At 66.8% G+C, this 26338-nt stretch carries 24 protein-coding genes and 2 pseudogenes; 16 read left to right on the top strand and 10 right to left on the bottom strand.

Annotation, left to right across the window (positions count from 1 at the left end):
- Positions 1–43: 43 nt before the first annotated feature.
- The 5 genes from WDU99_RS09080 to hrpA all read right to left on the bottom strand — a co-directional run bounded on the left by WDU99_RS09080 (position 44) and on the right by hrpA (position 8756).
- The gene (locus tag WDU99_RS09080; protein WP_420063996.1) at positions 44–1048 is read right to left on the bottom strand and encodes an NYN domain-containing protein; all 1005 of its coding nucleotides are present in this window, start codon (positions 1046–1048) and stop codon (positions 44–46) included.
- Positions 1045–2034: a Gfo/Idh/MocA family protein gene (locus WDU99_RS09075; protein WP_337332128.1), complete on the bottom strand. Its 990-nt coding sequence runs from the start codon at positions 2032–2034 to the stop codon at positions 1045–1047. The genes WDU99_RS09080 and WDU99_RS09075 overlap by 4 nt, the downstream gene beginning before the upstream one ends.
- A 94-nt stretch (positions 2035–2128) precedes the next feature.
- On the bottom strand, positions 2129–3448 hold the full coding sequence (locus WDU99_RS09070) for an O-acetylhomoserine aminocarboxypropyltransferase/cysteine synthase family protein (RefSeq protein WP_337332127.1): 1320 nt from the start codon (positions 3446–3448) through the stop codon (positions 2129–2131).
- 79 nt (positions 3449–3527) lie between these two features.
- On the bottom strand, positions 3528–4472 hold the full coding sequence (locus tag WDU99_RS09065) for a quinone oxidoreductase family protein (RefSeq protein WP_337332126.1): 945 nt from the start codon (positions 4470–4472) through the stop codon (positions 3528–3530).
- Between the two features lie 186 nt (positions 4473–4658).
- Positions 4659–8756 carry an ATP-dependent RNA helicase HrpA gene (gene hrpA / locus WDU99_RS09060; RefSeq protein ID WP_420063995.1) on the bottom strand — a complete coding sequence of 1366 codons (4098 nt, stop codon included), beginning with the start codon at positions 8754–8756 and terminating at the stop codon, positions 4659–4661.
- Positions 8757–9531: 775 nt separating this feature from the next.
- On the opposite strand from hrpA, the gene WDU99_RS09055 reads away from it, so the two are divergent.
- The 4 genes from WDU99_RS09055 to WDU99_RS09040 are packed head-to-tail and all read left to right on the top strand — an operon-like array spanning position 9532 to position 12647.
- Positions 9532–10014 carry a hypothetical protein gene (locus WDU99_RS09055; RefSeq protein WP_337332124.1) on the top strand — a complete coding sequence of 161 codons (483 nt, stop codon included), beginning with the start codon at positions 9532–9534 and terminating at the stop codon, positions 10012–10014.
- An 8-nt stretch (positions 10015–10022) separates the two neighbouring features.
- Positions 10023–10820: an efflux RND transporter periplasmic adaptor subunit gene (locus tag WDU99_RS09050; protein WP_337332123.1), complete on the top strand. Its 798-nt coding sequence runs from the start codon at positions 10023–10025 to the stop codon at positions 10818–10820.
- Positions 10813–11505 carry an ABC transporter ATP-binding protein gene (locus WDU99_RS09045; RefSeq protein WP_337332122.1) on the top strand — a complete coding sequence of 231 codons (693 nt, stop codon included), beginning with the start codon at positions 10813–10815 and terminating at the stop codon, positions 11503–11505. The genes WDU99_RS09050 and WDU99_RS09045 overlap by 8 nt, the downstream gene beginning before the upstream one ends.
- Positions 11502–12647 (top strand): ABC transporter permease, encoded by a 1146-nt coding sequence (locus tag WDU99_RS09040; RefSeq protein WP_337332121.1) that lies wholly within the window; start codon positions 11502–11504, stop codon positions 12645–12647. The genes WDU99_RS09045 and WDU99_RS09040 overlap by 4 nt, the downstream gene beginning before the upstream one ends.
- A 172-nt stretch (positions 12648–12819) precedes the next feature.
- On the opposite strand, the gene WDU99_RS09035 is transcribed toward WDU99_RS09040, so the two are convergent.
- Positions 12820–13209, bottom strand: a complete 390-nt coding sequence (locus tag WDU99_RS09035; RefSeq protein WP_337332120.1) for a heavy metal-responsive transcriptional regulator — start codon at positions 13207–13209, stop codon at positions 12820–12822.
- Positions 13210–13314: 105 nt separating this feature from the next.
- Between WDU99_RS09035 and merA the strand changes: the two genes are divergently transcribed.
- The 7 genes and pseudogenes from merA to WDU99_RS09000 all read left to right on the top strand — a co-directional run.
- Positions 13315–14739 carry a mercury(II) reductase gene (gene merA / locus WDU99_RS09030; protein WP_337332119.1) on the top strand — a complete coding sequence of 475 codons (1425 nt, stop codon included), beginning with the start codon at positions 13315–13317 and terminating at the stop codon, positions 14737–14739.
- Between the two features lie 45 nt (positions 14740–14784).
- Positions 14785–15180 (top strand): hypothetical protein, encoded by a 396-nt coding sequence (locus tag WDU99_RS09025; protein WP_337332118.1) that lies wholly within the window; start codon positions 14785–14787, stop codon positions 15178–15180.
- 13 nt (positions 15181–15193) lie between these two features.
- On the top strand, positions 15194–15568 hold the full coding sequence (locus WDU99_RS09020; RefSeq protein WP_337332117.1) for a TlpA family protein disulfide reductase: 375 nt from the start codon (positions 15194–15196) through the stop codon (positions 15566–15568).
- A gap of 3 nt (positions 15569–15571) precedes the next feature.
- Positions 15572–16492, top strand: coding sequence for a cytochrome c biogenesis CcdA family protein (locus WDU99_RS09015; protein ID WP_058623030.1), 921 nt, complete (start codon positions 15572–15574; stop codon positions 16490–16492).
- A 69-nt stretch (positions 16493–16561) separates the two neighbouring features.
- Positions 16562–16999 (top strand): annotated as a pseudogene (locus tag WDU99_RS09010) (helix-turn-helix domain-containing protein); the annotation flags it as partial.
- A 122-nt stretch (positions 17000–17121) separates the two neighbouring features.
- Positions 17122–18369, top strand: a complete 1248-nt coding sequence (locus WDU99_RS09005; RefSeq protein WP_337332116.1) for an IS256 family transposase — start codon at positions 17122–17124, stop codon at positions 18367–18369.
- A 57-nt stretch (positions 18370–18426) separates the two neighbouring features.
- Positions 18427–18996: pseudogene (locus WDU99_RS09000) on the top strand (integrase core domain-containing protein); the annotation flags it as partial.
- 220 nt (positions 18997–19216) lie between these two features.
- On the opposite strand, the gene WDU99_RS08995 reads toward WDU99_RS09000, so the two are convergent.
- The 4 genes from WDU99_RS08995 to WDU99_RS08980 all read right to left on the bottom strand — a co-directional run bounded on the left by WDU99_RS08995 (position 19217) and on the right by WDU99_RS08980 (position 22265).
- On the bottom strand, positions 19217–20197 hold the full coding sequence (locus tag WDU99_RS08995) for a hypothetical protein (RefSeq protein ID WP_337332115.1): 981 nt from the start codon (positions 20195–20197) through the stop codon (positions 19217–19219).
- A complete protein-coding gene (locus WDU99_RS08990; RefSeq protein WP_337332114.1) occupies positions 20194–20736 on the bottom strand; it encodes an RNA polymerase sigma factor in 543 nt (180 codons plus the stop codon). The genes WDU99_RS08995 and WDU99_RS08990 overlap by 4 nt, the downstream gene beginning before the upstream one ends.
- Before the next feature lie 153 nt (positions 20737–20889).
- Complete coding sequence (locus WDU99_RS08985; RefSeq protein ID WP_337332113.1) at positions 20890–21348, bottom strand: hypothetical protein; 459 nt, start codon at positions 21346–21348, stop codon at positions 20890–20892.
- Positions 21349–21806: 458 nt separating this feature from the next.
- Positions 21807–22265 carry a hypothetical protein gene (locus tag WDU99_RS08980; RefSeq protein ID WP_337332112.1) on the bottom strand — a complete coding sequence of 153 codons (459 nt, stop codon included), beginning with the start codon at positions 22263–22265 and terminating at the stop codon, positions 21807–21809.
- 198 nt (positions 22266–22463) lie between these two features.
- On the opposite strand from WDU99_RS08980, the gene WDU99_RS08975 reads away from it, so the two are divergent.
- The 5 genes from WDU99_RS08975 to WDU99_RS08955 all read left to right on the top strand — a co-directional run bounded on the left by WDU99_RS08975 (position 22464) and on the right by WDU99_RS08955 (position 26261).
- Entirely contained in the window at positions 22464–23540 is a 1077-nt protein-coding gene (locus tag WDU99_RS08975) for a heparan-alpha-glucosaminide N-acetyltransferase domain-containing protein (protein ID WP_337332111.1), read from the top strand.
- A gap of 75 nt (positions 23541–23615) precedes the next feature.
- Entirely contained in the window at positions 23616–24404 is a 789-nt protein-coding gene (locus WDU99_RS08970; RefSeq protein ID WP_337332110.1) for a CPBP family intramembrane glutamic endopeptidase, read from the top strand.
- Between the two features lies 1 nt (position 24405).
- On the top strand, positions 24406–25086 hold the full coding sequence (locus WDU99_RS08965; RefSeq protein WP_337332109.1) for a hypothetical protein: 681 nt from the start codon (positions 24406–24408) through the stop codon (positions 25084–25086).
- A complete protein-coding gene (locus tag WDU99_RS08960) occupies positions 25079–25369 on the top strand; it encodes a transcriptional regulator (RefSeq protein WP_337332108.1) in 291 nt (96 codons plus the stop codon). The genes WDU99_RS08965 and WDU99_RS08960 overlap by 8 nt, the downstream gene beginning before the upstream one ends.
- A gap of 55 nt (positions 25370–25424) precedes the next feature.
- On the top strand, positions 25425–26261 hold the full coding sequence (locus tag WDU99_RS08955) for an aldo/keto reductase (protein WP_337332107.1): 837 nt from the start codon (positions 25425–25427) through the stop codon (positions 26259–26261).
- The last annotated feature ends 77 nt before the right edge of the window (positions 26262–26338 follow it).

Below are 26338 nucleotides of genomic sequence, written 5' to 3'. Positions count from 1 at the left end.
CGCGGCGGTGTTCTGAACAGAGCCCTAACTATCCCGGATGGAATCAGTCGTCCTCGTGCAGGCGGATCATGCGCTCGTGACCCTGCTCGGAAAGCTCTGCGATCTCGTCGCGCGAACGCAGGAAGTCGTTGAACGACCGGTAGCCGAGGGCCTTCTCGCTGAACGACGGGTCCATCCGGCGCATCTGCGTCTTCACCGCCGACGCGTACAGCCACTCGTCGGCGTCCGCCTTGTCGTGCCCGAGGCGCAGCGCGCGGATGAGCAGTGCCGACGCCTCGATCTGCTCCTCCGAAGTGAGGTCGGCGTCGTCGTCGACCGGAGGGGCGACGGTCTTCTTGGTGCTCTTGCGCTGAGGTGCGGGCTTCTGCGCCGGTTCCGCTTTCGTGCTCTTCGTGTCGGATGCATCGGGCTCGGCTGTCTTCGCAGCGGCCGCCTTCGACGTGCTTCGCTTCTTCGGGGCGGGCTTCTCCACGACGAGCCGATCCACACCGGGCAGCGAGTCGTAGGATTCGAACTCGTCGCAGGCGGCGGCCAGTGACTTGGCGGTGGAGCCGGCCACGCCCACACCGATCACGTATCGGCCCAGGCGCTTGCAGCGCTGCGCGAGCGGCACGTAGTCGCTGTCGCCGGCGACGATCACGACGTGGGTGAGATCGGGCAGGCGGAACATGTCTTCGACAGCATCCACCGCGAGCCGGATGTCGGCGCCGTTCTTCGCGTACGCGGCGGCGGGGAACAGCTGCACCAGGTCGACGGCACGGGCGACCAGCTGCGAGCGGTACTCGGCGTTGACGGCCGACGACCAGTCGGCGTAGGCGCGCGTGAGCACCAGCGTGCCGAATGACGACGCGAAGTCGATGATGGCGCCCACCTCGATCACGGCCTGCTTCAGTCGCTCGACGACTTCGGGGTCGTTCGGGTTATCGGTGATGCGCTGACGGTCCCTGCCGTAGGAGTTGCGCCCGTGCACGCGGTCGTACCAGCTGATGACGATGTTGTCGAAGTCGAGGTAGACGGCGACGCGTCCGGTGGTGTCGGCCACGATCATGCCTCGTTCGGGTAGACGACGCCGATCTGGCGGCGGATCTCGTCGAGCGTTCCCATGATGGCGGCCGACTCGGCGACCGGCAGGGCCAGGGTCTCGCCCGTCGGGTCACCGCCGGTCACCGCGGTCTCGGCGGCGAGCGCCTGGTACTGCATCCCGCGCCCCTCGACGTGCGAGACGTACTCCTCGAGCACTGTGCCGTCCGGCGCGACGACCCGGAATGTGGTGGGCGCGTACCAGACCCGGTCGATCTCGATCCGGGCATCCGTGCCGACGATGACCGCCGCGTTGGGCCCCGCGGCCCGCGACGATGAGATGCTCGTCGAGACCGCCCCGCCGGCGTGGGTCATCAGGGTGGCGACCTCGGCATCCGCCCCGGTCTCGATCAGCCGTGCCGTCGCCTGGATCGTCGCCGGTTCACCCAGCACATCCCAGATGAACGAGATCGGGTAGATACCGAGGTCGAGCAGCGCGCCGCCGCCGAGCTCGAGCGCGTTCAGCCGGTGCGCGGGGTCGGTGGGGAGCTTCTGGGTGTGGTCGGCCATCACCGTGCGGATCTCACCCAGCGTGCCCGCGGCGAGGATCTCGCGGATGCGCACCATGTGCGGCAGGTAGCGGGTCCACATCGCCTCCATGACGAGCAGACCCTTCTCAGCAGCGAGATTCTGCAGGTCTTCCGCCTCGGCGCGGTTGACGGTGAACGCCTTCTCGACCAGCGCGTGCTTGCCGTGCTCGAGGGCGAGGCGGGCATCCGCATGGTGCATCGGGTGCGGTGTGGCGACGTAGATGATGTCGACCTCGGGATCGGCGGCGAGGGCCTCGTACGAGCCGTGCGCGCGCGGGATGTCGAAGCGCCCCGCGAAGGCGTCGGCCGACGCCTGGCTGCGCGAGCCCACCGCGACGAGGTCGAGACCCGCCGTGCGCAGGTCGGATGCGAATGCCGCGGCGATGCCGCCGGTGGCGAGGAGGCCCCATCGAAGTCCGGTCATGACTTCAGCGTAGTGCGGCGCCCCTCACCGGGGTGGCAGGCGCCCGCGCCGGTCGCGAGGCCGGAGCGCTCAACCGGAGTCGTGCCCGGGGCGCTCAGAGCAGTGCGAGTGCCCGATCGAGGTCGGCGATGAGGTCGGCGGGGTCCTCGAGACCGGCCGAGACGCGGATCGTGGTCAGGGAGATCCCGGCTGCGGCGCGCTGATCGGCGGTGAGGTGACCGTGGGTCATCGATGCCGGGTGCGCGACGAGACTGCGAGCGTCGCCGATGTTCGCGACCAGGCGGAAGACGCGCAGGTTGTCGAGCACCGTGGCGACGCGGGTGAACGCCGTCTCGTCCTGAGTGCCGGCCAGGTCGAACGAGAACACCGATGGCACGCCGTTCGGCAGGTACCGCTCGGCGAGCTCGTGCCAGGGGTTGCCCGGCAGGCCGGGGTGGTGCACGGCTGAGACGGCGGGGTGACCGGCGAGATGCTCGGCGACCGTCAGCGCCGTAGCGCTCTGCCTGGCGACCCGCAGATCGAGCGTCTCGATGCCCTGCAGGATCTGCCACGCGTTGAACGGCGAGATCGACGGGCCGAGATCGTGCACGTACTTCGACTTCACCAGCGCAGCGAACGCGTGCCCCTGACCGAACTGCTCCCACAGCACCATCTCGCCGAACCGCGTGTACGGCCCGGTGAACTGCGGCCAGCGCGCAGCATCCGCCCCGAAATCGAACGTGCCCTGATCGACTACCACACCGCCGAGCGAGCTGCCGTGGCCGGAGAGGAACTTCGTCGCCGAGTGCACCACGAAGTCGGCGCCGTGCTCGCCGGGTCGGATCAGGTGCGGGGTGCCGACCGTGCTGTCGATCACCAGCGGAACGCCGGCCTCGTGCGCGATGTCGGCCACGGCGCGGATGTCGAGCACCTGCGCGATCGGGTTGGCCACGGTCTCGGCGAACACGACCCTCGTCTGCGGGGTGATCGCGTCGCGCCAGGCATCGAGGTCGTCCTGGTCGACGAAGGTCACTCCGATGCCGAAGTCGTCGAGCGTCTCCTGCAGCAGGTCGATCGTGCCGCCGTACAGCTGATGGGCGGCCACGATGTGCCCGCCGCGGTGCGCGAGGGCGAGCAGGGTGACGGCGACCGCGGCCTGGCCCGAGGCCACGGCGACCGCGCTCGCGCCACCCTCGAGACACGCGATGCGCTCTTCGAGGATCTGCTGGGTGGGGTTGGCGTTGCGGCTGTAGATGATGCCGGGCTTGCGCAGGGCGAACAGGTCGGCGGCCTCGGCGAGGTTCGAGAACTCGTACGCGGCGGTCTGGTGGATCGGCGGCACCGCCCCGACCGATGCGGACGCCCGGTAGCCGCCCTGCACCTGAGTGGTGGAGAAGCCGGTGGAGGGCGCGAGTGCGAGCTCGGTCGTCGTCATCTTCTCATCCTTGCGGCCAGAGGCTTCTCGGGCCGTGGATGTGTCGAACTGTTGCGGCGGACGGAATGCCCGCGGCCGCTCAGGGGACGAGGACGATCTTGCCGCCGGCGGCGTGCTCCTCGATGAGCTCGTGCGCTCGCGGGGCCTCGGTGAGGGGAAGCTCCGGTCCGAGCTCGATCTGGAAGTCACCGGCCTCGATGAGGTTGACCGTGATCCCCACGGCCTCGTCGCGCCAGGCCAGCTCCTGCTCGGTCAGCGGAACCGGGCTGCCGCCCGAGAATGCTCGGATGCCGAAATCCGCAGCATCCGGTCCGCGCACGATCGTCGCGATGCGGTCCCGATCGGCGACCAGTTCGAGCGAGGTCTGGATGGCCTCGTCGGTTCCGGCGCAGTCCAGTGCGACGGTGACGCCCTCAGGTGCCGCCTCGCGGACCCGGTCGGTGAGACCGTCGCCGTACGCGACCGGTGTCGCTCCGAGTGCACGCAGCTGTTCGAAGCGCTCCGGGCTGCCGGTGGCGATCACCTTCGCGCCCCACAGCACGGCGTACTGCACGGCGGCCTGACCCACTGCGCCGGAGCCGGCGTGCACGAGCAGGGTGTCGCCCTGGCCGACGCGCAGCGAGCGCAGGCACTGGTACGCGGTGCCGATCGGGATGCCGAGTGCTGCGCCCTCGGACATCGTCACGCCGTCCGAGAGCCGGGCGAGCCGCGAGACGGGCACCGTCAGCGCGGTGGCGTAGGTGCCGAGCACGTTGTTGATCGCTACGCGATCTCCGACGGCGAAGCCTGTGACGCCCTCGCCGAGCTCGGTGATCACACCGGCGCCGTCGAAGCCGACCCGGCGCGGCTCGGTGATGGGCGGCGACGGCCGCGCACCACGGCGCAGTTTGGCATCCAGCGGGTTGACGCCGACCGCCTCGATGCGCACCACGACCTCGCCGGGCCCGGCCGTCGGGTCGGGGATCTCTGCCATGTGCAGGACGTCAGGGGTGCCGATTTCCGTGTAGACGATTGCGCGAGCCATGTGGCCAGGCTATCCGGCCTTCGGGGCGAGGGAGTGCCTCCTCGCTTGAAGTGCCTCACGTCTGGCGAGCGCGAGGCGTGCGGTCCCCGCTCGTGCAGCCGGGGAGCCAAAAGACGGGAATGAACCGCTCAGAACCAGCATTTGGCTCCCATGGCGCGGCAGTAAGCGCTCAGGAACCCGAGGCGTTCACGCGCGGGCGGCCGCGAGCGCCTTCGTGATGCGCTGCGGCGATACCGGCTGGGCGGTGCCGAGACGCTGGGCGAACACGCTGACGCGGTACTCCTCGAGCAGCCAGCGCACCTCGACCAGATGCGCAGGCGCATCGGATGCCAGGGGGATCATGCCTCCGGCATCCTCAAACGCCTTCGCTGTCCGTTCATACTCGGTCGTGCGTGAACGGTCCTTGCCCGGGTCGTTCTCGAGTGTCTTCAGCCGCTCCAGCATCCCGTCGAGGTAGCGCGGCAGGTGCGCGAGTCGATCCACGCCGGTCGCGGAGATGAAACCGGGGCGGATCAGCCCGGAGAGCTGCGAGCGGATGTCGTTCAGCGGGCCGAGCAGCGCGAGCGAGTTCTGCGACTTGATGCCGCGTTCGACGTCACGGCTCTTGGTGAGGATGCGGGCGACGAGCGACACGCACGCGAACAGCTGATCGACGAGCTCGCTGTTCACCGCGTCCCGCACCCGCCGGAACTCGGCCTCAGCACGGATCACCCTGCCGGGCTCCTGCTTCTCGATGAGATACCGCACCACCGCGGTGCGGGCATCCTCGATCAGCGCGGCCACATTCTGATATGGCGAGGCGGCGAGGGCGAGCTTCTCAGGAGAGGTGAGGTGACTCTGCACGTATGAGGCGGGGGAGGGGACGTTCAGCAGCACCAGCCGAAGAACGCCTTCTCGGGTGGCCTTCGCTGCAGCATCCGCCGTCGCCTCCACGCGCACCGACACCGACTTGCCGCGATCGACGATCGCGGGATAGCCGCGGACGGTGCCGCCGGCGACCTTCGTGTCGAGCACCTCGGGCAGATCGCCGAACGTCCAGTCCGTGAGGTCGTCGCGCTCCAACGGGGCGCGGGTGGATGCTGCGGCAAGGCGTTTCGTCTCGCTTCGCTCGCTCAACGACCGGTTGGGGTCAGTCATCGGCGTGGTCCGGCTCAGCGACCGGCTGACGCTCTGCCGGGACCGGTCCGACAGCTTCTGCTGCAGCTCGGACAGATCGCGGGCGGAGCCGACCACGCGACCCCGCTCGTCGACGGCGCGAAAGTTCACCTGCAGGTGGCCCGGCACACGCTCATCATCGAAGTCACTCGCCGCGACGGGCTGATTCGCCAGCGGCTGGATCAGGCGCGCCAGCGCCTCCTTCAGCGTGCGGGACGGCATGCCGTCGTGATGTTCCGGCCCGTCGGACGCCACCTCGGCACCGAACTTCTCGGCCCAGTCCGCGGCCGGCACGACGTGTCGGCGGATCGCCTTGGGCAGCGCTCGCAGCAGTGCCGTGATCAGCTCGGCGCGCAGCCCCGGCACCTGCCAGTCGAATCCCGTGTCGCGGATCTGCTGCAGCAGCGCCAGCGGCATGACGACGCTCACGCCGTCGTCCTCAGCGCCCGGTTCGAAGCGGTAGGCAAGGCCGAGCACCTGATCGTCCTGCTTCCAGCGCGTGGGGAACTCACTCTGATCCGCCCGCTCGTCGTCGTCGATCAGGTCGCTCTCGCGCATCACGAGCAGCTTCGGCGTCTTCGCCAGAGCGTCGCGCCACCACTTCTCGAAGGAGCGCACGTCGAACACGTCGCGGGGGATGCGCTCGTCGTAGAACGCGAACACCGTCTCGTCGCCGGCGAGGATGTCGCGGCGCCGCTCGCGCTCCTCGAGCTTCTCCAGCCGCCTGCGCAGCTCGGCGTTCGACCGCCAGAACGCGCTGACCCGCTTGTCGATCCGCGACGGATCCCATTCGCCCTCCACGAGCGCGTGGCGGATGAACAGCTCCCTCGCGCCGGGGCGGTCGATGCGGGCGAACTGCATGCGCCGACGCGGGATGATCTCCACACCGAACAGCGTCACCTTCTCGAACGCCACGGCGGCACCGGCATCCTTCGACCAGTGCGGCTCCGAGACCTGCCGTTTCGCGAGGTCGCCGGCGAGCGACTCCGCCCAGGCGGGGTCGATCGCGGCCACCGTGCGGGCGAAGGTGCGCGAGGTCTCGACGATCTCGGCCGCCATCACCGCCTGCGGGGACTTCTTGCGCAGGCCCGAACCCGGGAAGATCGAGAATCGGATGCCCCTGGCGCCGCGGTACTCGGTGATGCGGCGGCCCTTGGCGCGTCCTTCGTCTCGCTTCGCTCGCTCAGGAACCGGGGTGCGGGAGGCCGTCCGCTCGTCGAGGATGCCGATCTGCGAGAGCAGGCCCGCCAGGATCGCCCGGTGGATGGCATCCGGATCGGATGCTGCTGAGCGTCCTTCGTCTCGCTTCGCTCGCTCAGGAGCCGGTTTCGCCTTCACGAGGGTGCGCAGCTGGCGGTGCACGTCGAACCACTCGCGTACGCGCACATAGTTCAGGTGCTCGCTGCGGCACATGCGCCGGAACGCGCTCGAGCCCAGTTCGCGCTGCTGCTCGCGCAGGTGGTTCCAGAGGTTCAGCAGCGTGAGGAAGTCACTGGTCGGATCGACGAAGCGGCCGTGCGCGCGGTCGGCCGCATCGCGCACCGACTGCGGAGCTTCGGCGCTGGGGCGTTCGCGCACGTCCTGGATCGAGAGTCCGGCGACGATCGCCATCACATCGCGCAGTACACCAGGCTGGGTCCCTGTTGCCTGTCCTGAGCCTGTCGACGGGCCTGTCGAAGGGCGGGCGGCCTCCACCAGCATCCGGGCGAAGCGGGGATCCATGGGCATCCGCGAGATCTCGCGGCCGATCTTCGTGAGCCGCGGCTCGGCGCCGTGAGCCACGGTGACCGCACCGATCTCGGTGAGCAGGTCGAGCGCCGACTTGACACCGCGGGAGTCCGGGGGAGTGAGGAACGGGAACGCCGCGATGTCGCCGAATCCGAGCGAGAGCATCTGCAGCACCACCGAGGCGAGCGAAGTGCGCAGCACCTCGGGTTCGGTGAACTCCGGTCTCTTCTCGAAGTCGTCTTCGCTGTACAGGCGGATCGCGATTCCGTCGCTCGTGCGGCCGGCGCGGCCGGAGCGCTGGTTGGCGGATGCCTGAGAAACGGCCTCGATGGGCAGTCGCTGCACCTTCGAGCGGGCGCTGTATCGCGAGATGCGTGCCGTGCCGGTGTCGATGACGTACTTGATGCCGGGCACGGTGAGGCTGGTCTCGGCGACGTTCGTGGCCAGGATCACCCGGCGGCGGACGCCGGCGACCTTCGAGCGCTCGAACACCCGGTGCTGTTCTGCCGCCGACAGCCGTCCGTACAGCGGCAGCACCTCGACCGGTGCACTGGTCGACCGGTACGCGCCGCGCACGGCTTCTGCCGCATCGCGGATCTCAGCCTCTCCGGGCAGGAACACCAGCACGTCACCCGCCGGTTCGCGGTCGAGCTCGCGCAGGGCGCTGACGATCGCCGACACTTCGTCTTCGGGCTCAGCGCTGCCCTGTTCAGAACTCCGGAGATTCGGGGCAGATCCGCGGTCTGCGTCCCCGGCAGTCCGCTTTCCGGCGGATTTCTCCGGAGTTGTGTCCTCATCGACGAGCGGCCGATACCGGATCTCGACCGGATACGTGCGCCCGGAGACCTCGATGATGGGCGCCGGTTCACCGTCGGCATCGGCGAAGTGCTTCGCGAAGCTCTCGGGGTCGATGGTCGCCGAGGTGATGATCACCTTCAGATCCGGGCGCTCCGGCAGGATCCGCCGCAGGTACCCGAGCAGGAAGTCGACGTTGAGGGAGCGCTCGTGCGCCTCGTCGATGATGATCGTGTCGTACCTACGCAGCGGCCGATCGCGGTGGATCTCATTGAGCAGGATGCCATCTGTCATCAGGGCGATGCGGGTGGCATCCGACACCTGGTCGGTGAAGCGGACCTTGTACCCGACGAGGTCGCCGAGTTCGACCTGCAGCTCTTCGGCGACGCGCTCGGCGATCGTGCGGGCGGCGATGCGGCGCGGCTGGGTGTGCGCGATCTTCTCGCGGCCGAGTTCGAGGCAGATCTTCGGCAGCTGCGTGGTCTTGCCCGACCCGGTCGCGCCGGCGACGATGACGACCTGGTTGTCGCGGATGGCGTCGGCGATCTGCTCTCGCGCCGCGCTGACGGGCAGCTCGGGCGGATAGGTGATCACCGGTGCAGACATAGCCCTCAATCGTATTCCGATTCGGGCGTTGTGCATTGACTCCGGTGGTCATGCGCCGCCTGGATTGCGCGAACTGCCCCCCGTTTCACGCGACCAACGCGTCGACCACCTCGATCGCGCCTACTAACATGACGCCAGCGCTACCCACATGCGTGGCACTTGTCCCGCGGTCACGTCGTTCACGCCGTTCTATGTAACGATTCGCACACAGCTACACGCCTTTGTCGCGAATCGCAAAGTCCTTACACCTCCGTTTTCTTCCTCCTATCGCCCGTAGCCTGCTACATGTGACCTCGGTCGAAGTGGATCGAGGTCACGAAAAGACCGGAGGAAACATGAAGACCAAGTCCAGCGGCATCAGACGCGCGCGAATCGCCGGGGCAGCGATGGCTGCGTCCGTAGCTATCGTCCTGGGCAGTGTTCTGCCAGCGTCAGCGGCTTCGTACAGCATCAGCGCCTCGCTCAACTGCGCCTCGGCGCTCTTCCAGAGCGACACGTTCCGTCCGCACAGCTCGGGACCGGCCACCATCAAGCTGAGCAAGCACGACTGGTGGAAGACCGGGTGGAAGCTTCGCACAGGCCTCCGCGTCGGTTCCACACAGACGACCCAGACGCTCGAGTTCGCGCCCTCGAGCCGCTCCACGCACAGCTACCGGACCTCAGCGGGAAGCACGACTCTTCCGACCGGGAGCTACGCGGTCAACGCACGTGTCAACACAGCCGGAAACCCCGGATGCGTGCTCTTTCCGCCGAGCTTCGAAGGAACCCTCACGCTGTGAGGCTGCGGTTCTTCATCTCTGTGGTGGCCACGGCAACTATTGCAATGGCCACCACGGGGTGCGCGCAAGGTGAAGCCGCCGAGATCGCCAATATCGTCGACAGCGATACTTATGTGGAGCTCTATCAGGAGACAGTTGTCAGCTTCCCAGAGCACCTTCCCGATGGCATGACTTTTCCCGACACACCGCCACCCATGGAAGGTGAGATCGGGCGCGGAAATGCGGCGGGCGCCGCGTACTTCTACTGGGTGTGTGCCTGGGAGGACATATACCTCACGAAGACGGACTCTTCGACACGTCAGACAGCGATGGACGCGATGCGCAAGTTCCCTCAGACAGAGTGGGGAAGCCGGTACTACGACGACCCGGACAACGTCTGGGGCGCAACACTCGATGCCGCGGAGCTCGGCGATCTCACCGAACTGCGAGCATTCCATGAGTCAGATTGCTCGTTCTACCGCACGGGAGACGGAGCGTGAGAAGGGGCGTGGCAACCGCTGTTCTAGCGCTCGCAGTGCTTTCGATGAGCGGCTGCGCAATGGAGATGCCAGACCTTTTCGACCCGAGTTCCGAGCCAGAGCAGGTTGCTCCCGAAGTCACCGCCGCTGTCGAAGCTCGCACCATCACGGACGTGCTTACGCTGCCCATGACGGTGAGCGCTGGACTTGACTACGCGGTGACAGCATCATCGCGAGGTCAGCTCAGCCAGGACGATCAGGGTCGGTTCTTCTTCACCCCGACGGGGACTTCTGAGCAGGCTCAAGTAGCAATTCCAACAACGGCCACTCTGGCGGAAGCAGCTGTCCCCTTCAACGTGGAGGTCGGCGTAGGTACGCCCCTCCTCACGATTCACGACACGTCGCTGAGTGTGCGGGCTGAGCTCACACCTGCGCAGGTACTCCGCCTCGCAGAGCGGGTTCCGGCCTCCGTTCGCGCGCAGATTGAGGGTTCAAGCGCCCCATTTGAATGCGGCCTCAACGACCCGCGTCCGACTGCAAGTGAGGAGAGCTATGTGCTCAGCTGCCGACTGCCGATTGAGGTTCCCGCCGTGGTCGGATCGACCGGATTGCTTGCCCTAACGCTCGACGAGCGCGTCGACGTTCCTGCCCTTCCTCTGGAAGCGGTCGCCGGAACACGAGGACAGGGGCAGGTATATCTCTCACGCGACGGAGCCCCGCATCCGGTCACCCTTGGAATCACCGATGGTGCATTCATTGAGGTGACCGGGGGTCTCGCTGTCGGCGACGTCGTGTTCGTGCCGAGCCCGTCGATACTTGATGGTTGAGCCGACGTTCGAACTGAAAGGTGCACGACGGACCCTCCCTGGGGGGACCTCGATTCTTCAGGGCATCGACCTCGCCGTGCATCCCGGTGAGAGCATCGCCGTCGTCGGCCGTTCAGGAAGCGGGAAAAGCACGCTTCTCGCGGGACTGGGCCTTCTCAGCTCCTTCGACCACGGGTCCCACTTTCGCCTGGTCGGGAAAGACGTTCAACGCATGCGGGAACGACAGTCTGCCCGACTTCGCGCGCGAAGCATCGGGTTTGTGCTTCAAAACTCCGGACTCATCGACCACCTTTCAGCCATGGAAAACGTGCGGATGCCGCTCCTGCACTCTCGTCTCGTCTCACCACAGCGCGCGAAAGCTCTCGCGGCCGATGCGCTCGCGCGAATGGGAATCGCTCACCTCGCGCGCCGGCGCCCAGCGAAGGTGAGCGGTGGAGAGCGGCAGCGAATAGCAATCGCGCGAGCACTCGCAATCAATCCTCGACTCATCCTCGCCGACGAACCCACCGGGGCGCTCGACGAGCACACCGGTCAGGTGGTCCTCGCTGAGATGCTGTCGCGGGTGCGAGAGGCGGCAGCGTCACTTGTGGTCGTCACTCACGACCATGAGGTCGCGGGCCAGATGGATAGAGTCTTCCGTCTGGAACACGGCACTCTCCGTCAGTTGCAGGGGCTCACGCGATGAGGTCGCTCATCGTCGCATTCCAAGGGCTTCGTGGCGCGCCCGTCAGGAGCATCCTCGTCGTGCTTGCTCTCACCCTCGGGATGCTGGGGTTCGTGGCAGTCCTCAGTGCGGATCAGGTTATGAGAGAAACCGTGATCCAGCGTGCGCTGCTCACTGGCGGCAAGGAGCCGACATTCGAGGCCTCCGTAAAGGGGCCTGAATCGCAGGACGAGGTCGCTACAGCGATCCGTCAGTTGAAGAGTCGTTCGGGTGCGACACACTCTGCGGCGCGCATCGACGATCCGGATGTCGGAGTGTGGACCAATGGGCTTCGAGTAGACAACCTGAAGATCGTGTTCGTGACCTCGTCGCTCATCGACATCCATCCGTTCCCACTCGTGAGCGGAGAATGGTTCGAGTCAGAGCCGGCGCTCGCCCCACGCGTCCTCGTCAACGAAGCGGCCGCCGCTCAGCTTTCCGCGCACGGTGCGGCTCAGATCGGATCGGATTACGTCAAGAGGAAGATGGTCGTTGTCGGCGTCATCCGCGATGCCCTGGACGAACCGCAAGTGTATGCGTCGGTGCGCGACTACTTCGAGTTCGCCGAACAAGTCCCGACCGTTACAGTTGCCCTGCATGGGCCTGCGCTCACGGATTCCGCTGTCACTGCAGCAGCACGGCATCTAGCTTCGCTGGGCGCGCGGATAGAGCTTGCCAGCGTGACGCAGACCGACCGTATTTCGGCGCTTTCCTCAGAAATCGCGACGACGAGCAGGGTTCTGTTCGTTCTCGGTGCGCTAAGCCTTTCGTCGACGATTGTCGGGATCATGAACGTCGGACTGGCGACCGCACGCGCCCGGGCAAAAGAGTTCGCTCTGCGCCGGACGATGGGGGCATCGCGAGGCAACGTTGCCTTCATCGTGATGTTGGAATCCCAGATCCTCGCACTCAGTGCGGCACTCGTGGCGTTCGGAGGGTCGTATCTCCTGTTTCCGGTCGTGGTTGGGGCATTCAACACACAGTTGGGAGTATCGCCACCACCGTATGACCCGGCTTACGGAATCATATGCCTCGCTGTTGCGAGCGCAACGGCGTTGTTGTCGAGCTTCGCCCCCGCTCTCTTGAGCTACGGTCGCGACTTGTCGTCAGTGATGAGGGAGTGACGTGGTGAAGACAACGGGTGGCGAGCCCGATGAGCGGACGCATGGCCGTTCAGATGCACCTGCGGGAGCTTCGAGTCGGATTCCCGCCTAATTGTTGCTGGCCATAACGTTGTGGTCACGTAGGAAGGTCGCGGCAGGAGGCTCCGCCTCTGCGCGCGTCATCTCGGATTGGCTACAGGTACCTGCAGACCTCGTCGGCGTTGCAGGTCTCGGGTTCGGGTTCTGCGGCTGCGTCGCGGAGGGCGGCAACGTTGTCGCGGAGGGAGACGAGATCCGAGATCTGGCGCTCAATGTCCTTCAGACGAACGTCTAGGAGGTCCCGGACGTGGCCGCAGGGAATCTCGCCTCCATCGCGGATGTCGAGGATCTGTTTGATCTGCGCGAGGGTAAGTCCGGCAGCCTGGCCGCGGTGGATGAAGTCGATCCGAGTCGCTGCTTCCGGATCGTAGTCGCGGTATCCCGACGCGGTGCGCTCGGCCGCGGGAAGCAGGCCCTGCTCCTCGTAGAACCGCAGGGTCTTGGCGGTGGTGCCGGCCGCCTCGGCGAGTTCGCCGGTCCTCATCTGGGTCTCCGATGTGTCACAGGTCGCACTTGACCTTCCCCCGTACTGGAAGGTCCATTGTGGCTGCATCAAGAGCAATTCTCAAGACTCAGGGGAGGAATCGGGATGCAGTCCAGGTACGACCTTGCGATCATCGGATCGGGTGGCGCCGCGTTCGCCGCCGCCATCCGCGCGACCACGCTCGGCAAGTCGGTGGTGATGATCGAGCGCGGCACTTTCGGCGGCACGTGCGTGAACACCGGCTGCGTGCCGTCGAAGGCGCTCATCGCCGCCGCTGAGGCCCGCCAGACCGCTGCCGAGGCGGGCAACCGTTTCCCGGGGATCGCCACCACAGCGGACGACGTGGACATGCCCGCGCTGATCAGCAGCAAGCAGGACCTCGTCGAGGAACTTCGGGGTGAGAAGTACGTCGACGTCGCCGACGCCTACGGCTGGCAGATCCGCCACGGCGACGCTGCGTTCGCCGGCACGCCAGAAGCGCCCGTTCTTGAGGTCACCGCGACTGACGGTGCGGTCGAGACGATCGACGCTGATCACTACCTGGTCGCCACCGGCGCCAGCGCATGGGCCCCACCGATCGACGGTCTTGAGGAGGCCGGCTACCTGACCTCGACCACGGCGATGGAGTTGACCAAGGTTCCCGACTCGCTGCTGGTGCTCGGCGGCGGCTACGTCGCCTTGGAGCAGGCCCAACTGTTCGCCCGGCTCGGGTCGAAGGTCACCCTGCTGGTTCGTTCCCGGCTGGCGTCGAAGGAGGAGCCGGAGGTATCCAAGGCGCTGCAGGAGGTCTTCGCCGACGAGGGCATCCGCGTGGTCCGCCGTGCGGTCCCGACCCACGTTGCCCGTGACGACGTCAGGGGCCAGGTTGTTGTCACCGCTGACATCTCCGGCGGCGAGCAGGAATTCCACGCCGAACAGGTCCTCGTCGCCCTCGGCCGCCGACCGGTCACCGATGGGCTGAACCTCGATGCGGTGGAGGTGAAGACCGGCGACACGGGCGAGATCGTGGTCACCGACCAACTGCAGTCCTCCAACCCCCGGATCTGGGCAGCCGGCGACGTGACCGGGCACCCCGAGTTCGTCTACGTCGCCGCCCACCACGGCAACATGGTCGCTGAGAACACGTTCGCTGGCGCTGAGCGGTCGGTGGACCACAGCCGGCTGCCGCGGGTGACCTTCACCAGTCCGGCGATCGGCGCGGTCGGGATGACCGAGGCCCAGGTGCTCGCTGCCGGGATCCGCTGCGACTGCCGCGTCCTGCCGCTGGACTACGTGCCCCGGGCGCTGGTCAACCGCGACACCCGCGGCTTCATCAAGATCGTCGCCAACGCTGAGACCGGCGAGATCCTCGGCCTCACCGCCGTCGCCAAAGACACCGGCGAGCTCGCCGCCGCCGGTGTCCACATCCTCGGCAAGACCGTCACCGAGGTCGCCGACGCATGGGCGCCCTACCTGACCATGACCGAAGGCATCCGGATCGCCGCCAAGGCCTTCACCACCGACATCTCCAAGCTGTCCTGCTGCGCGTGACCCGCAGCCGACAGCCTCCACCCGACTCATGAAGAAGGTACCGCCATGTCGGAGCTCACGACGCAACTGCCCGAACGACTCAACAACACCGAAGAGACCGGCCTTGACGCCGTCCTATTGATCCCGCTGCTGCGGCTGATCGTCGAGGGCGGCCCGGTCACCGTCGAGCAGTTCGCCGCGGCCGCCGGCCGTCCGGTCGACGACGTACGCACGGGTCTGGCCGCGGTGCCGGACACCGAGTACGACGACCAGGGCCGCATCATCGGCCAGGGCCTCACCCTGCGCCCCACCCCTCACCGGTTCACCGTGGCCGGTGAGCACCCGCCGCGCGACCCTCTCGGTCGCCGGCCTCCTGCTTGCAGGCTCCCTGGCTCTGACCGCCTGCGGAAACACCGACGCCACACCAGCCGCAGATGCGGGCACGCCAGCGGCGGTTACTAGCATCGACGGCCAGATGGTCAGCCTGCCCGCCAGCGGGAAGCCGACCGCGGTGTTCTTCTTCTCCGTCGGCTGCGGCGAATGCGTTGAAGGCGTCCGCTCCCTCGGCGAGGCCGCCACCGCTGCCGAGAAGTCGGGTGCTGGGGCGAGCTTCCTCGCCGTCGACATGGACCCCGGCGAGTCCAAGGAGACCATCGAGGGATTCATGGAGTACGTCGACGCCGAACACGTCCCGGCCGCCATAGACGAGGGTGCCGCCTTGTCCCAGCGATTCGACGTTGCCGCCCTGTCCACCCTCATCGTCATCGACGGCGACGGCAAGGTGACCTTCCGTGCCACCGAGCCCGACGCGAAGACGATCACCGCCGAACTCGTCAAGGCCGGAGCCTGATCCATGGGCGGATTGCTCAGCCTCGCCTTCGCCGCCGGCATGGTGGCGCCGGTCAACCCATGCGGGTTCGCGCTGCTGCCGGCCTGGATCAGCCAGACCCTCGGCGACGCTGACGCCTCGCCCGTCCCGGTGCGGCTGCTGAGGGCCCTGCGGTCCGGAATCGCACTGGCGATCGGGTTCGCCGGCACCCTCGCAGCTGCGGGCCTGCTGGTGAGCGCCGGGGCTCGGGGCCTGATCCAGGCAGCGCCCAAACTCGGTCTCGCCGTAGGCGTCCTACTGGTGCTCCTCGGCCTGTGGATGCTGGCCGGCCGTTCGATCTCCGTGCGGTTGCCCCGGATCACCGGCCGAGCAACCGAAGGCCTCCCGCCAACCGCCCGGATGCTGGTCTTCGGGATCGGCTACGCCCTCGCCTCCCTGTCGTGCACCTTCGGAGTGATCCTTGCTGTCATCGCCCAGGCACAGGCCACCGCCAGCTACGCGGGGCTGCTGCTGGTCTTCGGTGTCTACGCCGCCGGCTCAGCCAGCATCCTGCTGCTGCTCGCACTCGCGACCACCGCCGCGGGTACCGGCCTAACCCGCCACGTCGCACGCCTCGGGAGTTATGGCCCCCGGATCACCGGCGCCGTCTTGCTGCTCACCGGCGTCTACCTCGCGTGGTACTGGTGGCCCGCCGCCACCGCCGACAACAACCTCGTCGCGACCGGCCGTGCCGGCGGTGTCGCCAGGCTCTCAACGACCCTGTCCGGCTGGGTTCAGGCTCACACGGCGCCGATCGCGGCGCTCGCGGTCATCTCCCTCCTCGTAGTACTCGCCCTTGGCGCCGCCCATAGGCGGCGTCGAGCCAGTTCCGAATCGCCGGAGGCCTGCTGCGACACCACGAACGTCGGGCTCGGCGTGTCAGGCGGCGACCACGAGGGTCAGTAGCCGACGGCTGAATGGGGGGCTTGGTCCGGGACTCAGCGACTCGACTGGAACATTCTTCGAAGGACGTGCATGACTCACCGCAACTCGCCACTGTCAGTCGAGGGACGTCGGCGGCTGGTCGAGCGTTGCAAGACCCGGCCGATCGCTCACGTGGCAGCTGAGATGGGAATCTCCCGCGCTACCGCGTCAAAGTGGGTCCATCGCCATCGTGAGTTCGGTGAGGTCGGTCTGCTCGACCGCTCATCGACGCCTAAGCAATCCCCGACAGCCACCCCCAACGTCGTTGTTCGCGAAGTCGAACGCATGCGGCGCGAGCACAAGTGGTCAGCGGCTCGGATCACGTTCGAGCTCGAACAGGTCGGCATTCAGATCAGTCGGCGCACGGTGAGTCGCATCCTCACCGACCTGCAGCTCAACCGGCGCCGCTTCATCGACCCGACCGGGGAAAGTAACCGCGAAGCGAGGAAGATTGTCGCTCGGTGCCCCGGCCACATGGTTCACCTGGACGAGTAGTGCCCCTTAAGGTGGTGTAGCGCGCGGTGGCTCGCCTCGTCGTGTATGACGTGAGCGCGGTCACCGTGTGATCCTTCGAGGAAACTCTCACATCCCACTCGAAAGGCATCATCACGATGACCGCACTTAATATTGTCGACCCTGCTGGCGTGCTTGCTGAAGCCCTGACCGATGCGTCGCCGGATCTGATGCGCTCGCTGTTGCAGACCACGATCAACGCGCTGCTGTCCGCCGATGCGGACGCGGTCGTCGGCGCCGAATGGGGCAAGCCCTCTCCCGACCGCGCGGCGCAGCGCAATGGCTACCGGCATCGCGACCTGGATACCCGGGTCGGCACGATCGGCGTTCAGATCCCGAAGCTACGCACAGGGACCTACTTCCCGGAATGGCTGCTCGAGCGCCGCAAACGTGCGGAGACGGCGTTGATCACCGTGATCGCGGACTGCTACCTCGCCGGCGTCTCGACCCGCCGGATGGACAAGCTGGTGAAGACCCTCGGGATCCACTCCCTGTCCAAGTCCCAGGTGTCCCGGATGGCGGCCGAGCTCGACGAGCACGTCGACCAGTTCCGACACCGTCCGCTCGGGGACGCGGGCCCGTTCACGTTCGTCGCCGCCGACGCGTTGACGATGAAGGTCCGCGAGGGCGGCCGCGTGATCAACGCTGTCGTGCTGGTCGCGACCGGTGTCAACGCCGACGGGCGCCGCGAGGTCCTCGGCCTGCGGGTCGCGACCAGTGAGACCGGGGCTGCGTGGAGTTCGTTCTTCGCCGAACTCGTCGCCCGTGGGCTTGCCGGGGTCCGTCTGGTCACCAGCGACGCGCACCAGGGCCTGGTGGAGGCGATCGCGGCGAACCTGCCCGGCGCTGTCTGGCAGCGATGCAGAACCCACTACGCGGCGAATCTGATGAGCGTGACCCCGAAGACCATGTGGCCCGCGGTCAAAGCGATGCTGCACTCCGTCTACGACCAGCCCGACGCGAAGGCCGTGAACGCCCAATTCGACCGGCTCCTGGACTACGTCGACGGCAAACTCCCCGACGCGTTCGAGCACCTCGACAATGCGAGGGCGGACATCCTCGCGTTCACCGGATTCCCCGAAGGGCTCTGGCAGCAGATCTGGTCCAACAACCCCAACGAGCGCCTCAACCGCGAGATCCGCCGCCGCACCGACAGTGTTGGCATCTTCCCGAATCGCGACGCGATCATCCGCCTCGTCGGCGCCGTCCTCGCCGAACAGACCGACGAATGGGCCGAAGGTCGCCGCTACCTCGGCCTCGACATCCTCGCCAAGTCCCGCCTCACCCTCGCCCCCGACACCGGAAGCGAGGTGAACACCGACCCCACCCCCGAGCTCAGTGCCTAACCAAAACCAACAGCAGAAGGATCACCGACCGCTACACCACTTCCTGGGGCTTGACCCCTGGACGTCAAGAAGGTCGGCCGAATCCCCGATGGCGGCGGATGGCGGGCTCATGGCAAGGACAGCCCGGAAGCTCGCGCCGTCGCGCGGACGAAAACCCGCGGCACGCGAGCCGGCTACGTCTACCTCCACTCAGCGATTGACGGCTACTCACGCCTCGCGTACACCGAGGCTTTGCCGAACGAGCAGGCCGCGACGGCCGTTGCGTTCCTCGCGCGAGCGCGGGCATGGTTCGCGGCTCATGGCATCACGCACATCGAACGGATCGTGACCGACAACGGATCCTGTTACCGCGCCTCAGCGTTCGCCGATGCACTGGCCGGGTCGCGGCACCAACGGATCACGCCCTACACGCCCCGCCACAACGGAAAGATCGAGCGGTACAACCGGATCCTTGCCGAAGAGTTCCTCTATGCACGGACATGGACCTCAGAAGACGAACGCGCCAACGCCCTCGAGCGCTGGAACCTGCACTACAACTACCACCGCCCGCACGGTGCCGCGGACGGTCAGCCGCCGGCCACGCTCGTGCCAATTCGCGTCAACAACGTCCTGGCCTCATACACCTAATTACAAGGCCGAGTTCTCACCCGGCGGCCGCTGCGGACTACCTATCACTGTGCGTCCTGATGCCTTCCTCGCCCTGACAGGTTCGGGGGCTGCTCCCCGCCCGCCGGCGGCCATACATTGAGCGGCGCGAATGAAGGAGAAGCATGTCAATTGCCACTGTGCGGCACAGAACCGGAAGTAACAATCCTTCCCCCGGATCTCGCTGTTTGTGCATCTGTCTTCAGAGGTCAGCGTCCCACATCGTGTAAGAGATCACGCCGGCCGGCAGGTCCTCAAACGGCCTGCTCAGCTCCGTCTCGATACCAACAAGACGCCCAGAGTCAGCGGAGACGAACAGGGTGCTCGTTCGCTCTGGCACGGGGGAGGATACCTCCAGACCGATGACCTCACGGCCCACGCGGTCAGTTGTTGCCCCACGCACACGCACGTCCCCAGTAGCAGCGAGAAGATCGAGAAGGTGGCTCTGTTGAGCGTTAGACAAGGTCCAGTACTGCATGACTCCGTCGATGGCGGCGAGCAACTCACCCGAAGTCGGATCATCGTCGATCCCGAACACCTCTAGAGCGGCTTCAAGACTGCCAGCGTCTGCGTCGGCAAGGTCCATCAACGGCCCAGGCAACGTTAGATCTGCGGCTGAGGTCTCGATCTCGTCGATCAGATCTCCCGGCTGGTACGGGCTTGGGCGCACGCCCGGCGGACGGTCATCTCCGCTCCAGTATGAGTCGCCTGCCAAGATCGTCGCGCTCGCGGGCTCACCCGGAGCCCAGTCGAATGTGATGGCTTGCGGGACAGACTCGATCCTTGATTCTTCGATCTCCACGCTCCAGCCCCAAGAGACTGATTCGACGTGTGACATCTGGCGCGGGCCCGCCGAGCTTGCGAGTGTCTGACGGGCCGTCTCGATCACATCCGCTAACGCCGGAGCCGATGAGTAATGCAGTTTCGGAGGAGTGAGCGCGCTAGCTTGGTGGCCCGGCGCCAGAACACTCGCAGCGACGAATGCAGCGACGGCCACGGAAGCGATCCCTGCGGTGAGACCCGCCCAGACGAACCTTGGACGCTTCGACGTGCGAGGCGTGGTGTGCGTACCCCGAATGATGTCCTCACGGAGAGCTATCCGCTTCGCATCGAGACCGTTGTGCGTACGGTTCGGGCGTACGGCGCGGAAAATGCGGTCGAGGTCGTCCTCGGTCACGTTCATCGCGGTGCTGCCTTCTCTTCCAGCTGCGCGCGTAGCTTCGCGCGAGCGCGCGTCAGCGTTGCCCACACGGCCCCTTGGCTACTGTGCAATACCTCTGCGACCTCACCGGCACTGAGATCGTTCCAATAGGTGAGAACGACCACCTGTTGTTCACGGGCACTTAGCGTTCTCAGTGCGGTCCTTAGCGCTAACGCTTCAAGTGGGTCGAGCGGCTCAGCAGGGTTCTCAAGGCTGCGCGTTAGGGCCTCCAGAGCGCGAGCACGAGATTTGGCGCGTCGACTTCTGTCGCGGAGCTTGTTGTTCGCCGTGCGCAAGAACCACGTCAACCCCATCGGGGCGTCCGGCTTGAGTTTTCGCCACGCGATCACGAATACCTCGGCGGTGATCTCTTCGACTTCGTTGTCATCGTCGAGGTAGCAGTCGAGGAAGCGTCTGACTCGTGGCCAGTTCTCATCGAACAACAGACGATACACGGCCGCCTTACGGCGTTCGCTGTCGTTACCTGAAGAACTAGACGCACCAAACTTCTGGGAGTCCACGCGTGCGCGGCGGAGCGACGCACTTGACGGCCCAGCGCGAGTCGCCCCCGAGAGAACGGGGGTGAGTCTGGCAAAGAGCTGCTCTGGATGCATTGGTCGGCCTCGCTCACGGAAACATGATGAGCTCTATCAGGCTAGCTGTGGACAGAGACTCTATGAAATGCAGCGCAGGGAGCGCACAGCGCCGAAGACGTTGACTGAGGTGCCTGCGGACGCCGAAGCAAGGATTGTGCCGGACGATGTTCGCGCCTGCACTGTGCCCGACGAGCGTGCATTGGCAATGGAGCCGACCGATGAGAGTGCCGCAGTGCTCACAGTGGCGCATGTCGTCCAGCTCAGCTTGGTGCCGCCTCGGTTCGCCTTCGAGTACGCACAGTATTGGCCGGTTGCGCAGGTTCCGACTGAGCGAAGCATCGTTGGGGTTGCTGAAAGCTGCATGTCGAGCGCTGGCCAAACCACGGTGTTGGCATCAACGAGAAGTCCGCCTGGCACTGCGCTCATGGCGTACGCCACATCGGGGTGAACCGGGGACTCCTCGGCGTGCGCCGGAGATGCCCACACCAGCATGCCGATAGCCATCGCGACACCGGTGGCGAACAGTTTCTTCTTCAATACGTGCCCTCTTCTGTACGACGTTCTTCAGTCCGACGATGAGGCGCCTCGTGCCCACCGTTCCCTAATTCTGGAGACTTCCTGCGCCCCCGGGCGCACGTGAGTCCCGTGCTTTTGCAGCTTGAGGCTCTTCCTTACAGACCATTTCGCGCCCTTCGAACAGGCCCAGCACGATACGAGGCTTTCGCGGAACGTTTGGAGTCCCGGGAGTTGGCCAGGCGTCTCGTGGAAAAAGAGTCAGGAAATGGACTGCGAGGCGAAGAGGCGCCCGACTCGCCGGCGACGGGTCCATTCCCCGAGGACCCAGGCGCGGGCGGTCGCGCGACTCCGTCGACGGCTCAACACGAGTCTCCCCCGAAAAAACGGGGGTGTGTCTGGCAAGGAACTGTTCTGAGTGCATTGGTCGGCCTCGCTCGCGGAAGCGCGATTCGCTCGATCAGGATAGCTGTGAAAAGTTGCTAGGAAATACGCCGTAGCGTGGGCACAGCGCCGAAAGCGTCGACTGAGGAGCCTGCGGACACCGAAGTAAGGATCGTGCCGGACGATGCTCGTGCTTGCACTGTGCCCGACGGGCGTGCAATTGCAACGGAGCCAACTGACGCGAGAGCCGCAGTGCTCACGGTGGTGCAGGTCGACCAGCTCAGCTTGGTGCCGCCGCGGTTCACCATCGAGTATGCGCAGTAGCGGCCGCTCGCGCAGGTTCCTACTGAGCGTAGTGTCGTTGGTGTGGCTGAAAGCTGCATGTCGAGCGTCGGCCAAACCACGGTGTTGGCATCAACGAGGATGCCGCCCGGCACTGCGCCCATGGCGTACGCCACATCGGGGTGAACCCGGGCCTCCTGGGCGTGCGCCGGAGACGCCCACAACAACATGCCGACAACCATCGCGACACCGGCGGCGAACAGTTTCTTCTTCACCTATCGCACAGGGCGCGCGACACGGATCTTTCGCGGAAGGGGCTCGAGAGCAATCGGTGCGGCTCGGCTCCGTTCCGGTCCACAGAGACCTACCGAGCCCTGCGCGACGGCCCGCTCGTGTCGTGTTCAACATCCTCATCCGCCATGAAGGAGCTCAAACGACTTGCATCCCCAGGTCGCTTGACTTAGGACATAAGGATGACGTCCGACGACGCGATCTCCCTGTGGTGGCGCTCTTTCGGGCGACCGCCGCGGGTGATGGGTCTCGATGTGGCCCGCGCGCTGGCGGTCATCGGGATGATGGGCGCGCACTTCGCGGGCATCGACGAGTCGTTCGCGCTCGCGGATCCATCCAGCTGGGCCGGCATCGTGCACGGCTACCCGTCGCTGCTGTTCGCCCTGCTGGCCGGCTTCTCGGTGTCGCTGATGACGCGACGCGGCGAGATCCCCGACGACGACATCGCCGCGGCGCGCCTTCGGATGCTGGGACGCGGGGTCGTGATCTTCACGATCGGCGTGCTGCTCGAGCTGCTGAGCACGCCGATCGCCATCATCCTCACGCTCTACGGTGCGCTGTACCTGGTGCTGATCCCCGTGCTCCGCTGGCGCACTCCGTGGCTGGTGCTATCGGCCGTCGTGCTCGGTCTGCTCGGCCCGATCGCCCTGGCACTGCTCGCGCCGCTGCCCGAGGACGCCATGGGGCCGCTTCTGGAGTTCCTACTGCGCGGCTCGTATCCGATCACGGTCTGGATGTTCTTCGCGCTCACCGGGATGGCGTTGGCGCGGCTGCCGCTGCTGCGGCTCGTCACCGCGGCCTGGTTCGCGGTCGCCGGTGCGGTGCTGCTGGTCGGCGCGCACACGCTCGCCGCCCTGCCCGTCGCGCATCGGATGCTGATCGAGGATCGGATGCTGTACGCGGCGGTCTTCGACCTCGAGCCCCATTCGGGTTCGATGCTCGAAATCCTGGCGGCGCTCGGCATGGGACTGCTCGTCATCGGCTGCTGCCTGCTGCTGGCTCAGCCGTTGCGATGGGTGCTGCTGCCGGTGGCCGCGCTCGGTTCCATGCCGCTGAGTGCATACACGGCGCACGTGGTGTCGTACTTCGCGATGGCGGGCCCCGAGGGTCGCCTCGCGGCGCCCGAGATCGTGCTGTGGTCGACCGTGATCCTGCTGGTGGCGACCACGCTCTGGTCGATCCTCTGGCGGCGCGGGCCGCTTGAGACCGCCGCTGCACGGGCCGGCGACGCTGTCGCGCTGCTGGCCAACAGGAACTGACCCTGCCGACAACAGGAACTGACCCTGCCGACAACAGGCATTGACTCACAAAGAGGTTTGCAGTACAAAGTAGGCATGAGCGGAACGCTGACGAGCCACAGAGCGCCGAGCGCGATCTCGGTGCCTGCCATGTGGGATTGGGGGCTGCCGGCACTGCGGATCGTGCTGGTCGCCCTCGCCTCGACGCTGGTCTGGCTGCTCGCCGGGGCGCAGGGCGAGGCCTTCCCGCCGTCACCGCTGCTGTCGTCGGTGGCGATGCTGCCGGTGAACGTGGTCTGTCTGCTGCTCGTGCTGCGCCTGGTGCGCCGCTCCGGTGGCAGCGTGCGCGCGATGCTGGGCTGGCGCCGCGAGCGCGTCGGACGCGATCTCGCGTGGGGCGTGCTCTGGCTGATGGTGATGTATCTGCCATTCGTCGGCGTGATGATCGCCGTGATGGCACTGAGGTTCGGTCCCGAGGTGTTCGAGTCGTTCGAACTCGTCTTCGCGCCCCGCACGCTGCCGGAGCTGCCGACCGCGGTCTGGGGCGTGCTGGGGGTCGTCTCCGCGCTCACCTTCGCGCCGCTGAACGCTCCGGCGGAGGAACTCGTCTACCGCGGCTTCTCGCAGGGCCGGTTGGCACGCCGGATGCCCGCGGCGGTGGCCGTCGCCCTCCCGGCCGTGCTCTTCGGCCTGCAGCACGCCTGGTACGCGCCCACGCCCGACGCGGTGCTCGTGTTCGTCTGCTGCTTCACCGTCTGGGGCCTGATCTCTGGTCTCATCTACCGGTGGCAGGGCAGGCTCATGCCGCTCGTCTTCGCGCATGCCCTGGTGAATCTCGCATTCACCGTGCCCGCACTTCTGCTTCCCTTCCTGATCGGAGCCTGAGATGACCGACCACGCCGCATCCGCGGATGCGCCACTGACACCGGAGCGGATGCTGGCGCTGCTGGAGGATCAGCAGCGCCAGGTCACCGCCCGCACCGCGGCCTTCGTGCCCTGGATCCTGACCGCCTGGGGAATCGCCTGGGTGATCGGGTTCATCGTGCTCTGGGCCGATGCCCTCGGGCATCCGAACGATGCGATGCCCGCTCCCGCTGCCGGCCTGACCTTCGCCGCCCTGCTCGCCGCCGCGGGAATCGTCTCCACGGTGCTCGGCGCCCGCTCCGGGCGCGGCCTGCGCGGCACGAGGCAGGCCGCGTTCACCGGGATCGTCTACGGCAACACCTGGTGGCTGGGCAGCATCGCCGTCTTCGTGATCGGGCAGGCGCTGCGCAGCGGCGGGATGCCCGAAGAGCTCCTGCCGGTGTTCTACCCGAGCGCGTTCATCCTGTTCGCCGGACTGATGTATCTGATGGGCGGGCTGATCTGGAACGCGGTGCCCATGCTCGTGCTCGGCGTCTGGTCGGTGGTCCTCTCCGCCGTGGGCGCGCTCATCCCGCATCCGACCGCCTATCTCGTCTACGGCTGCGCCGGTGGTGGCGCGTTCCTCGTCGTGGCCGGGTGGAGCGCCTGGTGGCTGCGCCGTTCGCGGCGCCGTCTGACCGGCACGGGAGGAGAACGTGGCTGAGCTCGATCCGATCATCCATGCCGAGTCGCGCCTGCGGATCGTCGCCGCCCTGGCAACGCTCGCGCAGGAGGATCAGATCACGTTCCCCCGGCTGCAGGAGCTGCTCGACATGACGGCGGGCAACCTCTCGACGCACCTGCGCAAGCTCGAGGAAGCGGCGTACGTCGGTGTCGAGAAGTCGCACCGGGGTCGTACGCCGGTCACATACGTCGCGCTGACGATGCGCGGGCGCCGCGCCTTCGAGGACTACACGGCTCAGCTGCGTGCACTGCTGGGTGCGTGAACGCGCCCTACGCGCACCGCGTGCAACCTGTCATGACAGCCTCTAGGCTGAACTCATGACCATCCCCACAGTCGAACTCAACGACGGCAACTCGATCCCCCAGCTCGGCTACGGCGTCTTCCTGGTGCCCGCTGACGACGCAGAGCGCGCCGTCAGCGACGCGCTCGAGGTCGGGTACCGCCACATCGACACCGCGGCGATCTACGGCAATGAGTCCGGCGTCGGCGCGGCGATCGCCAAGAGCGGCATCCCGCGAGACGAGCTGTACATCACCACCAAGCTGTGGAACGACCGCCACGACGGCGACGAGCCGCGCGCCGCGATCGCCGAGAGCCTCGACAAGCTCGGCCTCGAGCAGGTCGATCTGTACCTGGTGCACTGGCCGACCCCGGCGAAGGACAACTACGTCCACGCCTTCGCCAAGCTCATCGAGCTGCGCGAGGCCGGCCTGACCCGCAGCATCGGCGTCTCGAACCACCTCGTCGAGCACCTCGAGCGCGTCGTCGCCGAGACCGGCGTGGTGCCCGCGGTGAACCAGATCGAGCTGCACCCCGCCTACCAGCAGCGGGCCGAGGTCGCCTGGGGTGCCGAGCGCGGCATGCGCACCGAGGCGTGGGGTCCGCTGGGACAGGGCAAGTACGACCTGTTCGGCACCGCCGCGGTCTCGGACGCCGCAGGCGCCCATCAGAAGACCCCGGCGCAGGTCGTGCTGCGCTGGCACCTGCAGAAGGGCATCATCGTGTTCCCGAAGTCGGTGCGCATCGAGCGGCTGCGCGAGAACCTCGACGTGTTCGACTTCGAGCTGTCGGATGCTGAGATCGCGGCCATCGACGGGCTCGACCCGCTGGACGGCTCGGGCCGCGTGGGCACCCACCCGAACGAGTTCAACTGACCTCACCCGCGTTCGCCGACACCCCCAGCTGCCGCCGACACCCCCGCGTATCGGCGCCTGCAGGTGGGGGTGTCGGC

Source organism: Microbacterium bandirmense (assembly GCF_037204185.1).
Classification (GTDB): Bacteria; Actinomycetota; Actinomycetes; order Actinomycetales; family Microbacteriaceae; genus Microbacterium; species Microbacterium bandirmense.
The sequence above is the reverse complement of the archived record's forward strand: the minus strand, read 5'-3'. Positions and strand labels throughout refer to the sequence as shown.

Excerpts from the sequence above, each read along its gene's own strand:
- WDU99_RS09020 (WP_337332117.1), top strand. The coding sequence starts at position 15,194 with ATGGTCAGCCTGCCCGCCAGCGGGAAGCCGACCGCGGTGTTCTTCTTC.
- WDU99_RS09035 (WP_337332120.1), bottom strand. The coding sequence starts at position 13,209 with ATGAGGACCGGCGAACTCGCCGAGGCGGCCGGCACCACCGCCAAGACC.
- WDU99_RS09005 (WP_337332116.1), top strand. The coding sequence starts at position 17,122 with ATGACCGCACTTAATATTGTCGACCCTGCTGGCGTGCTTGCTGAAGCC.
- WDU99_RS08955 (WP_337332107.1), top strand. The coding sequence starts at position 25,425 with ATGACCATCCCCACAGTCGAACTCAACGACGGCAACTCGATCCCCCAG.
- hrpA (WP_420063995.1), bottom strand. The coding sequence starts at position 8,756 with ATGTCTGCACCGGTGATCACCTATCCGCCCGAGCTGCCCGTCAGCGCG.
- WDU99_RS09070 (WP_337332127.1), bottom strand. The coding sequence starts at position 3,448 with ATGACGACGACCGAGCTCGCACTCGCGCCCTCCACCGGCTTCTCCACC.
- WDU99_RS09045 (WP_337332122.1), top strand. The coding sequence starts at position 10,813 with ATGGTTGAGCCGACGTTCGAACTGAAAGGTGCACGACGGACCCTCCCT.
- WDU99_RS08975 (WP_337332111.1), top strand. The coding sequence starts at position 22,464 with ATGACGTCCGACGACGCGATCTCCCTGTGGTGGCGCTCTTTCGGGCGA.
- WDU99_RS09015 (WP_058623030.1), top strand. The coding sequence starts at position 15,572 with ATGGGCGGATTGCTCAGCCTCGCCTTCGCCGCCGGCATGGTGGCGCCG.
- WDU99_RS09065 (WP_337332126.1), bottom strand. The coding sequence starts at position 4,472 with ATGGCTCGCGCAATCGTCTACACGGAAATCGGCACCCCTGACGTCCTG.
- WDU99_RS08995 (WP_337332115.1), bottom strand. The coding sequence starts at position 20,197 with ATGAACGTGACCGAGGACGACCTCGACCGCATTTTCCGCGCCGTACGC.
- WDU99_RS09040 (WP_337332121.1), top strand. The coding sequence starts at position 11,502 with ATGAGGTCGCTCATCGTCGCATTCCAAGGGCTTCGTGGCGCGCCCGTC.
- WDU99_RS08965 (WP_337332109.1), top strand. The coding sequence starts at position 24,406 with ATGACCGACCACGCCGCATCCGCGGATGCGCCACTGACACCGGAGCGG.
- WDU99_RS09025 (WP_337332118.1), top strand. The coding sequence starts at position 14,785 with ATGTCGGAGCTCACGACGCAACTGCCCGAACGACTCAACAACACCGAA.
- WDU99_RS09075 (WP_337332128.1), bottom strand. The coding sequence starts at position 2,034 with ATGACCGGACTTCGATGGGGCCTCCTCGCCACCGGCGGCATCGCCGCG.
- WDU99_RS08970 (WP_337332110.1), top strand. The coding sequence starts at position 23,616 with ATGAGCGGAACGCTGACGAGCCACAGAGCGCCGAGCGCGATCTCGGTG.
- WDU99_RS09080 (WP_420063996.1), bottom strand. The coding sequence starts at position 1,048 with ATGATCGTGGCCGACACCACCGGACGCGTCGCCGTCTACCTCGACTTC.
- merA (WP_337332119.1), top strand. The coding sequence starts at position 13,315 with ATGCAGTCCAGGTACGACCTTGCGATCATCGGATCGGGTGGCGCCGCG.